At 43.9% G+C, this 12129-nt stretch carries 12 protein-coding genes; 8 read left to right on the top strand and 4 right to left on the bottom strand.

Annotated features, from left to right (window positions below):
• Positions 1–252: 252 nt before the first annotated feature.
• The 5 genes from KJS52_RS25350 to KJS52_RS27820 all read left to right on the top strand — a co-directional run bounded on the left by KJS52_RS25350 (position 253) and on the right by KJS52_RS27820 (position 4279).
• Positions 253–495, top strand: a complete 243-nt coding sequence (locus tag KJS52_RS25350) for a tyrosine-protein phosphatase (RefSeq protein WP_246563942.1) — start codon at positions 253–255, stop codon at positions 493–495.
• 256 nt (positions 496–751) lie between these two features.
• The gene (locus KJS52_RS25345; RefSeq protein ID WP_306433603.1) at positions 752–1735 is read left to right on the top strand and encodes an alpha/beta fold hydrolase; all 984 of its coding nucleotides are present in this window, start codon (positions 752–754) and stop codon (positions 1733–1735) included.
• An 18-nt stretch (positions 1736–1753) separates the two neighbouring features.
• Positions 1754–2485, top strand: a complete 732-nt coding sequence (locus tag KJS52_RS25340; protein WP_213520142.1) for a MerR family transcriptional regulator — start codon at positions 1754–1756, stop codon at positions 2483–2485.
• Between the two features lie 360 nt (positions 2486–2845).
• Positions 2846–4054 carry a Mef(A)/Tet(V) family efflux MFS transporter gene (locus tag KJS52_RS25335; protein ID WP_213520270.1) on the top strand — a complete coding sequence of 403 codons (1209 nt, stop codon included), beginning with the start codon at positions 2846–2848 and terminating at the stop codon, positions 4052–4054.
• Between the two features lie 99 nt (positions 4055–4153).
• The gene (locus KJS52_RS27820; RefSeq protein ID WP_281425704.1) at positions 4154–4279 is read left to right on the top strand and encodes a P-loop NTPase family protein; all 126 of its coding nucleotides are present in this window, start codon (positions 4154–4156) and stop codon (positions 4277–4279) included.
• A 78-nt stretch (positions 4280–4357) separates the two neighbouring features.
• On the opposite strand, the gene KJS52_RS25330 is transcribed toward KJS52_RS27820, so the two are convergent.
• Genes KJS52_RS25330 through KJS52_RS25320 form a run of 3 tightly spaced genes read right to left on the bottom strand, consistent with a single transcriptional unit; the run spans position 4358 to position 6223 of the window.
• The gene (locus KJS52_RS25330) at positions 4358–4723 is read right to left on the bottom strand and encodes a GntR family transcriptional regulator (protein WP_213520140.1); all 366 of its coding nucleotides are present in this window, start codon (positions 4721–4723) and stop codon (positions 4358–4360) included.
• Positions 4723–5376 (bottom strand): ABC-2 transporter permease, encoded by a 654-nt coding sequence (locus tag KJS52_RS25325; RefSeq protein ID WP_213520138.1) that lies wholly within the window; start codon positions 5374–5376, stop codon positions 4723–4725. Before KJS52_RS25325 ends, KJS52_RS25330 begins: the two co-directional genes overlap by 1 nt.
• Entirely contained in the window at positions 5369–6223 is an 855-nt protein-coding gene (locus tag KJS52_RS25320; protein ID WP_213520136.1) for an ABC transporter ATP-binding protein, read from the bottom strand. Before KJS52_RS25320 ends, KJS52_RS25325 begins: the two co-directional genes overlap by 8 nt.
• Before the next feature lie 175 nt (positions 6224–6398).
• Here KJS52_RS25320 and KJS52_RS25315 point away from each other — a divergent pair, with 175 nt between their 5' ends.
• Entirely contained in the window at positions 6399–6968 is a 570-nt protein-coding gene (locus KJS52_RS25315; protein ID WP_213520134.1) for a YdeI/OmpD-associated family protein, read from the top strand.
• 105 nt (positions 6969–7073) lie between these two features.
• Here the strand turns inward: KJS52_RS25315 and KJS52_RS25310 are convergent, their stop codons facing one another.
• Positions 7074–8024, bottom strand: a complete 951-nt coding sequence (locus tag KJS52_RS25310) for a substrate-binding domain-containing protein (protein WP_213520132.1) — start codon at positions 8022–8024, stop codon at positions 7074–7076.
• Positions 8025–8252: 228 nt separating this feature from the next.
• On the opposite strand from KJS52_RS25310, the gene modA reads away from it, so the two are divergent.
• Both modA and modB read left to right on the top strand, forming a co-directional pair.
• Complete coding sequence (modA, locus tag KJS52_RS25305; protein ID WP_213520130.1) at positions 8253–9092, top strand: molybdate ABC transporter substrate-binding protein; 840 nt, start codon at positions 8253–8255, stop codon at positions 9090–9092.
• Positions 9093–9099: 7 nt separating this feature from the next.
• Positions 9100–9759, top strand: coding sequence for a molybdate ABC transporter permease subunit (gene modB, locus KJS52_RS25300; RefSeq protein ID WP_213520128.1), 660 nt, complete (start codon positions 9100–9102; stop codon positions 9757–9759).
• The last annotated feature ends 2370 nt before the right edge of the window (positions 9760–12129 follow it).

Here is a 12129-nt window from a genome sequence, read left to right as displayed (position 1 = left end):
ATCAGCCAGTTGCTCAAAGTTACTTAAATAAACCATGGCCTCCGCTAAAATGGATCGGAATGTTTGGAGAACAATAAAACTTATAACACATGAGGCAAGGACGAAAGGACTCTGACAACAGCATACTTTAAAGTTTTGTGTAAAACTAATAAGTCATTTACAATAGTAACGATGAACGTACTCTTTGTCAAACAGGTATCCATCAAGTTTTTATCGAGAAATATAACATTTCTTGTTTATAACAGTGGGAATTTGAACTTTGAACAAATGATGAAAGATATGTATCATCATATGGCGTTCGGTAGCCAGGATAAAATCAGAGAGATTATTTTCCTGCTGTCCGATGCTGGTAATGTTCCTGCCTTAATCCATTGTACTGGAGGTAAGGACCGTACAGGTTTTGTCACAGCAATCATTCAATTATTTCTAGGGGTACACTATGAATCTGTCATGATGGATTGCCTGAAATCTTTAAAGCAAAATCTAATTGATTGACCAAAAAGTAATTCGTCTGCGCAATCTGGGGCAAAGTATAAACATATTGATTTAACTGAGGCTCGGTAAAACTGCAAGACCTTGCCACGACGGCCAGCCTCCACACCGAGTACCGTTGCCCAATGCGTCTTATTCCTGACGGCACCCATCAAAGAGCAAACTCTCCTTGCGTACCAACCACAGTCCTCCCCCCCTTGCGTATTGCGTTACGTAATAGGTTAGACTGAGTTTACTTTTAGTTGGGGAGGACGATATGATGAAGAAGATGCTGAAAAAGAAAAGATGGTGGCTGTTCATTTTTATTATACTTGTCGGGGCGGCAGGCGTTGCGTTATTTTATGATGACGGATCCGTTTCTTCTTTCGTGGATCAGCAGGGGAAAGCGGAATATATCGAGGCTTATAACGAAGCGATGTCACATTTGCCTGAGCTTGTGGAAGAAAGGCAGATTTCCACAACATTTGGTGAGGTCAAGGTTTACAAATTTGAGGGGGAGTCGATGACGGATCGTGCTCCTCTGCTGCTTCTGCCAGGGAAATCGGCTTCCACGCCAATGTGGGAACCAAATCTGGATAGTTGGCTTAAAGATCGTCCTGTTTACACGATCGATCTGCTTGGAGAACCCGGGATGAGTGTGGAGACGGCAAGAATTGAAAATGTGCAGGATCAGGCCGTTTGGCTTAAGGAATTGATCATTGCCTTGGACGAACCTAAAATTCATCTGTTAGGATTATCTTTCGGAGGATGGAGTGCGGTGAATCTGGTGGTTCATGAGGAGATTCCGCAGATTGCATCGCTTATTCTGGTGGATCCGGTCTATGTGTTTGACGCCATACCGTTAAAAATGGTTTTGCTTTCCATTCCTGCTTCGGTTCCGATCATTCCTAAATCGATAAGAGATCGAATGTTGAGTTATATCTCAGGCGAGGCAGAAATTGACGAGAATGAGCCTACAGCCAAATTGATTGAAACAGGCATGAGAACGTTTAAAAGCAAACTTCCGATGCCTCAGCAAATCAAGGAGAGTCAGTTGAATGGAATCAATATTCCCGTACTTGCCATTATAGCGGGCAAATCGACGATGCATCATCCTGAAAAGGCTGCTGCCGTTGCTGAAGAATCGTTGTCACATGAAAACAGTGAAGTAGTTGTGTTTGAAGAGGCCTCCCATGCGATTAACGGGGAATACCCGGAGGAACTCGCGGACGCCATCCAACAATTCATTACGCCTATGGACTAGGAACTAGGAGCTTGCGCCATGAAAACTTATTCCGTTAAAGAGCTTGCCAACTTAAGCGGAGTTTCCAGAAGAACTCTTCAATATTATGACAATGAAGGAATTCTGATAGCTGACAAAAATACGAAAGGGCATCGCTTGTATCATGAGCATCATCTGAGACAGCTTATGCAAATCAACTTTTATAAAAGCGTCGGATTCTCTTTGGAACAAATTCGCACTAAGATGAAGCAAGCGCCAAACGATATCGGGGAAATGCTAAGCACACAAAGCATTCATCTTCATCGGCAGCTTGAGGGGATTAAAGCGAAAATACATGGTATAGAGGTATGTAATAAGTTGCGGTCGGCTGGCTACGAAATTCCTTGGGAGCTTCTGGCTTATTTGATGAACACGCTGGAGCGCGATCAAATTGACCACTGGAGCAACTATGATTTCCCGGAAGAAGATTATAGTATTTTTCAAGAGTTATTCAGAACGAAAGAAGAAATGCTTGATTTCTATAACGAATTTAGACGACTTGTGTTGTACGCTGCGGCCTATCATGCTTCGCATGTGCCTTTAGAATCAGAGCTGGCCAAGGAGCTTGGACAGGAGTGGAATACGATGGTGAGTCGTGTAACCTCTAAGGATCCCCGGGTGATGGACGCCTTTTTACGAGTGGACAACAATCGCAATAAATGGAGCGAAGGGGAGCGGAACTTGATAGACGAAGGAGAGCCTTATTTGGCCAAGATCGTCGAAAGGTACTGATGTATTACGTGATGTGCGTAGAGAGTGAATCGCTGGCAGCAGGTTGACAGTATAAATAATGAGATGTTATTCTGAAACATATTAATAAGGAGGCACGATCTATGTTACATTCCATGCGTATTCGATAAGCAGGCAATAAAAAGCGGATTTTTCCACAGACTGTGGGCTTTTTTGAGCTGCTTATCTTTACGTATGTGCAGGGCATAGATTTCGATTGGGATAGCATTTCTTAATGCTACCCTTGTTTCGACGTGTTCTCACTCGTGATAGATGCAGATCCAAGCTCACAATGTGGGCATGGATCTGTATTTTTTATTGCCTAAAAACAATTTTTCAAATAAAAAATACGGAGTGACGAACATGATACAACAAAATTGGAAACGAAGTTTCTTTACAATATGGGCCGGTCAAGCGGTTTCGTTGATTACGAGTTCTGTCTTGCAAATGGCGATTATTTGGTATCTAACTGATACTACAGGATCTGCTTTAGTGCTTTCGATGGCAACGATGGTAGGTTTTTTACCTCAGGCCGTTCTCGGTGCCATAATCGGTGTATGGGTTGACCGTTGGAATCGGAAATGGGTGATGATTGGCGCGGACCTTGTCATAGCAGCTGCAGGTGTTATTTTGGCAATAATTTCTCTCACTGCTGATCTGCCGATATGGGTCGTGATGATTGTTTTATTTATTCGCAGCATAGGAACGGCGTTTCATACACCTGCTTTGGGTGCAGTGACGCCGCTGCTGGTTCCAGAGGAACAACTGACAAAGTGCGCCGGATATACCCAAGCCATACAATCGGCGAGCTTTATTCTAAGTCCTGCAATTGCTGCCTTTCTATATGCAGCATGGGACCTAAACGCCATTATTGCCATTGATGTAATTGGTGCATTGATTGCTAGTATTACCGTTGCAATCGTTTATATCCCGAAGCAAAAGGACCGAGCTGAAAGTGAGAAAAGCAGCTTTTTCACAGAAGCGAAAGAAGGCTACAATGCACTTCGACAAACAAAAGGATTGTTTGCATTGCTTTGGATTGGTACGTTATACGCACTTGTTTTTATGCCTATTAGTGCGTTGTTCCCGTTAATGAGTATGAGCTATTTTGGAGGAACGACATTCCATGCTTCCATTGTAGAAATCGTGTTTGCAGCAGGAATATTAATTGGCGGATTGTTGCTGGGTGTTTCGGGCGGTTTTAAAAATCGTTCGCTGAGTATTATTTTCTCCATTTCTTTAATGGGGATTGCATTATTGATTTCGGGCTTATTGCCGATAAATGGATTCCTTTTCTTTGTCGTGTGCAGTGCGCTGATGGGCTTTTCAAGTCCATTCTATAATGGTGTGCAGACAGCTTTAATTCAAGAGAAAATTCAACCGGAGTACTTGGGGCGCGTATTTGGATTAATGGGCAGCCTTATGTCCTTCTCAATGCCAATAGGGCTGATTTTGTCTGGTATCTTTGCAGATCAGCTCGGTATTCAAAACTGGTTTATGTTGTCGGGCGTTTGTATTCTTGGAATTGCACTTCTATGTGCGTTGATTCCGTCAATCCGAAGCTTAAAATAAAACGACTTTTTGGTCAGTCAGCTAAAACATTATCCGGGCGCACTATTCATTGTAAGCTATTATGGAGTTTATGCTTGAAAGCAGTGAAGTGGCGGTGAAATGATTAAATTACAGCTAACCAAGCTGCTGCTTGGAAAATATAACATCTTGCTCATGGACGAACCAAGCAATTTCCTCGATCTTCCGGCAGTGGAAGCACTAGAGAATATGAAAGCTTTAGTTTAGGGGGGCGATTACGCCCCCCTATTATGATAAATAAGTGCTTTACATATGTGGAAGGCATCTTCCACCAGCAATAACAGGTTAATACACTTCCTTCAGCAGCTCAATGACATCCTCTAAAGAAAGACCGAACGATTTGTAATACGAAGTGTCAATAAGCATTTGCTTGACAATTAGTTCTTTGCGTTTTTGCAGCATGTCGCTGGGCGAGAGATCGTTGACAAAACATCCTTTGCCAGTTACGGTGTAGATCAAACCAAGTCGTTCGAGTTCTTCCCATGCTTTTTTGACCGTAATAATACTGACTCTTAGCTCGGTGGCCGCTTGTCGGATAGGTGGCAAATGATAGCCGCTTTCCAGCTGGCCGTTAAGAATTTGCGCGCTGATTTGTTCATAGAGCTGTTGGTAGATTGGCTTTTCGGATGTATTCGAAATAGCAATGTTCATTACACTTCCACTTTCAAGAAACGTTTTTTGGCTATATGATAAGCGATTATCGTCAATATTGCAAATATTGCGACTCCTGCAACTAGTAAAGATAGTTGAACGATTAAGTTATGAGCACCCGTTCCTTTGAAAAGATCATATACGTACGAGTTTTGTATGCCAAGCAATTCCGCACTCCCAGCAAACAGAATAGCAGCTGTGGTAGAGGCAATTGTCGCAGCCCCGTATTTATACGCCGTTTTGAAATACATCGGGATTAAAATGATATTAAAGATTGCCAGCATCACAAAACATAATCCCCAAAAACCGAGGGTTGGCGAATAGAATAAGTAGGTCAAATCCGGATACAAGCGAATACTTATGAAGCCAAAGATAGCAGCGATAACAATGTGCAGCAGCTCCAATATAACAAAAAAAGCAACCTTTGATTTTACGATGTCTGCTTTCGTTACAGGCAGTACGCTAGTAAACATGAGATCGTTCTGACTTTTATATCCGCCTAACATATTGGGTACTGTAATGAAGCAAAAGTATAGGATAACGAGGAAATAAAGCCAGCCAGGGATCAACATTAAAGCGCCTGTTAAAAAGGGCAATATATAGAAGAAAGGACTTACGCCTATTTTCAGTTCCTTTATTAATAAGTTATACATACTTCTCCTCCTTTTTCGAAAAGTAGATCATAATCTCCTCAAGATTCGGTACTGTCGATTTCACACCCCAGGACGGATCGAAGTCCTTTGTATGGATTAAGCCTGTAAAGCCGAAAGAATTTGTTTTGTAGGAAATCAATTGGTCCTTGACTAGATCCAGTTGATCGTTACTGCCATTCAACAAACGATACGTATCGATAAACTCTTCCTTTTCAGAGCTATTGATGATTTGTCCGTTATGGATATAGGTAATATAATCGGCACACTTTTCCAGGTCAGATGTAATATGAGTTGAAAACAGGATGCTGATTTCACCGTCCTTCACCAGCTCTTGGAACGTATCCAGCAGATTGTCTCTGGCAACCGGATCAAGTCCGCTCGTTGGTTCATCGAGAATAAGCAGCTTTGCACCATGAGACAAAGCAAGCGCCAGACTGTATTTTACTCTCATCCCAGTTGATAATTCGGCTATTTTTTTATCTTCAATTAAATTGAATTTTTTCACATACTTCGCATAGGTTTGATCATCCCAATTATGATAAAATGCTTTGATCACATTCGTTAGCTTTTTGATTTTGCTGCGAGTGTAGAAGTTGATGTCGCCAAATGCAGAGCCAATTTCTTGCTTTAGTTCGAGCTCGTGAGTAGCCATGTTCTTGCCCAAGATATGAATTTCGCCGCTATCTACATGAATCAAATTCAGTATGGATTTGATAGTCGTTGTTTTTCCTGCTCCATTGGCTCCGATAAATCCCATAATATAACCCTTCTCCAGTTGAAAAGAGACGTCTTTTAGCTCAAAATGCTCGTACTTTTTATTCAAATTTTTAATTTCCAAAGCCAACATGCTGTTCTCTCCTCCTTAAAATTGTGTATGTTGTATATGCACAATATAACATTGGGACAATCCTGATGTCAAACCTTATTAACAAGTATGACAGACTGATGTCATAGTTTTTTCTTTATAATGTAGATAATAAAGGAATAAGCAAAGATCGATTTGAAAGGGAGAGGTGCTTAAGTTGGAAATTGAAAATTTGCTTGCTGTAAAAACGAGAAGTGAGCTAAGGGAATGGTTGCAGAAGCATAGCAAGACTGAGAAATGCTGCTGGGTTATCATCAGCATGAAGTCAGAGCCAGATACGCTGCTGTATTTGGACGCGGTCGAGGAGGCTTTATGCTTTGGCTGGATTGACAGCACTAAAAAGAAAATATCGGAACACCAAGTGGCGCAAAGATTGTCTCCAAGAAGCAAAAGAAGCTCATGGACAGAGCTGAACAAGGAACGAGTTCGCCGCCTTGAAAAGCTGGGCTTAATGACGGATGCAGGGAGAAAGGTGCTTCCTGATATGAAGCCGGACTCATTTGAAATAGACCCCGTAATCGAGCAGAAGCTAAGGGAGGATAGTCAGGTTTATCAACATTATTTGGCATTTCCCGAGTTATATAAAAGAGTGCGGATCGACACGATTCAAAGTGTTAAGCAAGATCCACAGCTGTTTAATAGCAGACTAGACAAGTTTATCGCCAATACGAAAGAAAATAAAATGTATGGCCAGTGGCATGATAACGGTCGTCTGCTTAATTATTAACACGCTGGAACGGATAGAACAGCAGCAGCCTGCAGATAAAGGGAGCTCCCTTCATCCGCAGGCTGCTTTTAATGTTGCCTAAAAGGCTTAATTAGCAAGGCAGGTCTAGGTTTCCAGCAGGATTTCGCCAGTACGTGATAGATCATACCCTGGAATCGATTGCAGCTCTTTTTTGAAGCTGTCAGATTGCAATATTTGCAGAAGGGCAGGAATCCAGCTCCTGTTGCTCGGTGTATTGAGCATTACAAGATCATAGCGCTCCTGAATTAAAGGAATAAATTCAACCTGTCCGACAATAGTCGCCGCTTTTTCGATGCCTACGCCAACATCCGCTTCACCGGAAGCAACTTTGGTAGCAACGCCAAGATGATTGGATTGAATATTGTTATAGCCCACAAGCTGCTCTGATTTTATTCCATGCAGACGAAGCTGCTCGTCCAGCAGTACTCTCGCACCTGATCCCTGCTCCCGATTGACCAGCTTTAGTCCCGGACGACTTAAGTCGGACCATTGCTTTAGCTGTAAAGGATTTCCTTGTTTAACATACAAGCCTGCATTTCTCGATAGCAGATTGACAACCAGATAAGAGGAGCCAACGAGCAGCTTGCGAATATAAGGCAGATTGTATTCACCGGTATCTCCGTCCAGCAGATGGGTGCTCACAATATCTGCTTCCCCTTTATACATGGAAATTAAGCTGTCAAGACTGCCAACAAATGAGCGCAGCGGCCGAATGCCGGTGATCGTCTGTTCCATATGCTTAGCCATAATATCGAGGGCAAGGTCATGCCCGGTAATGACAAGGGAGCGAGTTGTTCCGCTTGTTACGGTGGCATGGACACTTGCAGCTGCTTGAGCTTCAACAGGCTGAACTGCTGCTGCACTCATTCTTGTCCGTTGCTTGTAGGCCTCCAGATCAGCGGCGTCCACTCGCATTTGCTTGCCGACACGATAAGAGGGCAGCTCCCCTTTTTTTATCAAATCATAAACCGTGAGCTTGGATATTTTCAAAAGCTTGGCAATTTCTTCTGTTGTATAAGACATGTCATTGGACATATCATAATCCTCCCGATTGGATATATAAGTTAGATCGTATTCAGGCTAATTATATCACAATAGAGGGAAGCGGCTGCATTGTTCCATTTTTTCTTGTTTTTCATTTGGAAATGGTATTGTTTTATTGTGTTTAGATATAAATAGATATATTTAGTTTACAAAGTGTTTGGCGAAACCCTATAATGATCATATCTAGTTATAATACATATAGGTTTTGGAGGGAGATTAATGCTAAAAAAGATAAGGGTTAGTACAATTGTTGTCGTTGCAGCGGCGCTAATGCTGGCATTGGCAGGCTGTGGAGCAGGGAGCGACGGCAATAACAGCTCGCAAGCATCCAGCACGAATGAGCAAGCTCAGAAGGACGGCGAGACGGTTGAATTGATCATATCTGCGGCAGCTAGTATGACCGATGCTCTTAAAGAAATTCAACAGGCCTATGAAACGATAACTCCTCATATTAAATTAAACTTTAACTTTGGCGCATCTGGCGCATTGCAACAGCAAATTGAGCAGGGAGCACCAGCCGATCTATTCCTTTCTGCTGCAGCCAAGAACATGCAGGCGCTCGTTGACGAACAGCTAATTGACGCAAGTCAGCAAAAGGCTGTTTTAGGCAATGAAGTGGTAGCCGTCGTTTCTGCAGATGGACAACTATCCATGGAAGGCACTGCTGATTTGTCCAAGCCTGAGGTGAAGAAAATAGCAATTGGCATTCCTGAAAGCGTGCCTGCTGGAGGCTATGCCAAGGAGGCGTTGACGAGCACAAAGCTTTGGGATGCTTTGCAGGACAAGATGGTGCAGGGGAAGGACGTCAGACAAATTCTTCAATATGTAGAAACAGGGAATGCAGATGTAGGGTTTGTTTATAAAACAGATGCCTTGACCTCGGATAAAGTAAGGATCGCGTTCACATTCGATCCGCAAACCTATACCCCGGTGGAATATCCGATCGGAATTGTAAAGGCGACGAAGCACAGTAGGGAAGCGGAGGAGCTTTATCAATATTTGCAAACCAAAGAAGCGCTGGACGTCTTTGTAAAGCACGGATTTTCCGTACTGGATTGATGCGGTTATGATCAATTGGGATGAGTTTTGGTTGCCGATTAAGCTGTCTTTGCAGGTGTCCATCCTATCGAGTCTGATCGTCCTGGTGCTGGGCGTGGCTGTCGCCTGGTGGATGTCTCGAAAATCATTTAAAGGCAAAACAGCTCTTGAAACATTGCTTATGCTGCCGCTTGTTCTTCCACCAACCGTAATCGGTTTTATACTATTAGTTCTATTGGGGCGAAAAAGCTGGTTCGGGCAATGGATTGAATGGCTATTTGACGCTCCGATCATATTCACCTGGTGGGCTGCCGTTGTCGCTGCGGTCGTGGTGGCATTTCCGCTAGTCTATCAAACAATGAAGGTTGCTTTTTCCTCAGTATATCTAGATTTGCAGGAAGCCGCACGTTCCAGTGGAGCCAACGAACGGCAGGTTTTCTGGTACATCACGCTTCCTTTGACCTATCGCTCATTAGTTTCCGCCTATATTCTCGGCTTTGCCCGCAGCCTTGGCGAATTCGGCGCCACATTAATGATAGCAGGAAATATTCCAGGCAAGACACAGACCATACCTACCGCTATATTTGTAGCAGTTGATGCCGGCAACACAACGATGGCATGGGCCTGGACGGGGGCGATCATTGCGATTTCATTTATACTGCTGCTTCTGACGAGACAGAAAAACTAACAAGCAGCAATTGATTGCTGAATAGATTCATAATAAAATGCGCACTGGCTTGGTGCGGATCGGAAGCTCACATAAAATCCCCGGGAGATCCGCACCTCGCATAAAATAAGGGTTTTCGGCAATTTCAGGGTGAAATTCCCCCTAAAATGTGGTACATTTAAATCGATCCGCACTAAAGCGCTTGCAAATGCTTGCTGTGTAAGAGAAATGTGTAGGCTGTCGCATCCTATGCTGATACGTGGATTGAAAGCTCCTAGCGCCCGTTGCCTTGTTGCAACTGCGGCGGTGTCGCATCCTACGCGGATGCGTGGATTGAAAGCTCCTAGCGCCCGTTGCCTTGTTGCAACTGCGGCGGTGTCGCATCCTACGCGGATGCGTGGATTGAAAGCTCCACAAAGACAAATACTGCCGAGCCTAACACGTCGCATCCTACGCGGATGCGTGGATTGAAAGCAGAACTTACTGCGCAACATGCCGCGACCTCTGATGTCGCATCCCCATGATATAGATTCAACTAGTCAATAAGAGAGAGAAAGTAGGCTTTCGGTCGCTAATCAAATGGGACTGAAAGCCTTTTGTATTGCAGACTGGTGCGGATCGGAAGCTCACATAAAAAACCTGGGAGATCCGCACCCCGCATAAAATAAGGCTTTTCGGAAATTTTAGGGTGAAAACTCCCCTAAAATATGGTACATTTAAACCGATCCGCACTAAAGCGTTTGCAAATGCTTGCTGTGCAAGGGCTAAATATGCGGGCGTCGCACTCTACGCGAGTGCGTGGATTGAAAGATCGAATGTTGCATTGATGTTAGCCAATTACTTCAGTCGCACTCTACGCGAGTGCGTGGATTGAAAGAGTAATTTGTGCCGATTCCAAGCGTTTCATATTTGGTCGCACTCTACGCGAGTGCGTGGATTGAAAGAGAGTTGTATATCGCGCCCGCTGTCGTCGAGATGTAGTCGCACTCTATACGAGTGCGTGAATTGAAAGTGCTATGGTAAAGACGAAACTTGCAGTTTGTGAACTGCATACTAAGCGCATGCCTGGATTGAAAGTCCATCAGTCCTTGTCTTTGCAACAGAGTCAGTTCGTCAATAAAAGATTAAATGAGCAGATAATGCTTTTTTTGGTTGCTAACCAATGGAGACTGAAAGCCTTTTTACATTTCGGACTGGTGCGGATCGGAAGCTCACATAAAATCCCCGGGAGATCCGCACCTCGCATAAATAAGGCTTTTCGGCAATTTCGGGGTGAAATTCCCCCTGAAATATGGTACATTTAAACCGATCCGCACTAAAGCGCTTGCAAATGCTTACTGCGCAAGGGCTAAATGTGTGGGCTGTCGCATCCTACACGGATGCGTGGATTGAAAGAACATTCTCAAGACCTAGCAACCTTTTCAGATTATCGGTCGCATCCTACACGGATGCGTGGATTGAAAGCAGCCATTGCAGCCATGCCCCTACCGCTCCCTGCAGTCGCATCCTGCGCGGATGGAAAGCGCTCTGGCAAAGACGAATCCGGCAGTACGCGAACTGAATACTAAGCGCGTGCAAAGGTTGAAAGTCCACTAGTCTTTGCAACAGAGCCAGCTCATCAATAAAGGATTAAATAAGCAGATAATACTTTCGGTCGCTAATCAAATGGAAACTGAAAGCTTTTTCGCATTGTGGTCTGGTGCGGAGCGGAAGCTCACATAAAATCCCTGGGAGATCCGCACCTCGCATAAAATAAGGTTTTTCAGCAATTTTAGGGTGAAATCACCCCTGAGATATGGTACATTTAAACCGATCCGCACTAAAGCGCTTGCAAATGCTTGCTGTACAAGGGCTAAATATGCGGGCTGTCGCACTCACGTAGAGTGCGTGGATTGAAAGAGCCATCGCTTCGCTGGCGTCCAACGTTGCAGATAGTCGCACTCACGTAGAGTGCGTGGATTGAAAGAGAATGTCGGCGCCGGTACCTTGAATTACTGCGTTAAAGTCGCACTCACGTAGAGTGCGTGGATTGAAAGAGGCAACGGAATGTGAGGAATTCAGAATTACCTCATTGTCGCACTCTATACGAGTGCGTGGATTGAAAGTGCTCCTAGTGGGGAATGCAGTTGATAGGGTGAAAAGCGTCGCACTCTACGCGGATGCGTGAATTGAAAGCATTAGCCGTCCAGCCAGCTGGTGCGACTCGAGTGCGTGTCCCATCCTACGCGGATGTGAAACAATTGCTGAGTGTATGCCGTATATAACATATACAGGACTTATGCAGTTCGCCCCAACAATTGTAAGAGCAAGACTTTAATAGATGAACAGTTATCATTCAAAAAAATACTTGACAAATAAAAATCGCCTAAATAATTGTGAAGGATACCTTTT

This window comes from Paenibacillus montaniterrae (assembly GCF_018403185.1).
In the GTDB taxonomy this organism is placed as follows: domain Bacteria; phylum Bacillota; class Bacilli; order Paenibacillales; family Paenibacillaceae; genus Pristimantibacillus; species Pristimantibacillus montaniterrae.
This window is presented reverse-complemented; position numbering and strand designations above follow the sequence as displayed.

Coding starts and splice junctions, on each gene's coding strand:
- KJS52_RS25320 (WP_213520136.1), bottom strand. CDS start 6,223: ATGTTGGCTTTGGAAATTAAAAATTTGAATAAAAAGTACGAGCATTTT.
- KJS52_RS25345 (WP_306433603.1), top strand. CDS start 752: ATGAAGAAGATGCTGAAAAAGAAAAGATGGTGGCTGTTCATTTTTATT.
- KJS52_RS27820 (WP_281425704.1), top strand. CDS start 4,154: ATGATTAAATTACAGCTAACCAAGCTGCTGCTTGGAAAATATAACATC.
- KJS52_RS25335 (WP_213520270.1), top strand. CDS start 2,846: ATGATACAACAAAATTGGAAACGAAGTTTCTTTACAATATGGGCCGGT.
- KJS52_RS25340 (WP_213520142.1), top strand. CDS start 1,754: ATGAAAACTTATTCCGTTAAAGAGCTTGCCAACTTAAGCGGAGTTTCC.
- KJS52_RS25330 (WP_213520140.1), bottom strand. CDS start 4,723: ATGAACATTGCTATTTCGAATACATCCGAAAAGCCAATCTACCAACAG.
- modB (WP_213520128.1), top strand. CDS start 9,100: ATGATCAATTGGGATGAGTTTTGGTTGCCGATTAAGCTGTCTTTGCAG.
- KJS52_RS25310 (WP_213520132.1), bottom strand. CDS start 8,024: ATGTCCAATGACATGTCTTATACAACAGAAGAAATTGCCAAGCTTTTG.
- modA (WP_213520130.1), top strand. CDS start 8,253: ATGCTAAAAAAGATAAGGGTTAGTACAATTGTTGTCGTTGCAGCGGCG.
- KJS52_RS25325 (WP_213520138.1), bottom strand. CDS start 5,376: ATGTATAACTTATTAATAAAGGAACTGAAAATAGGCGTAAGTCCTTTC.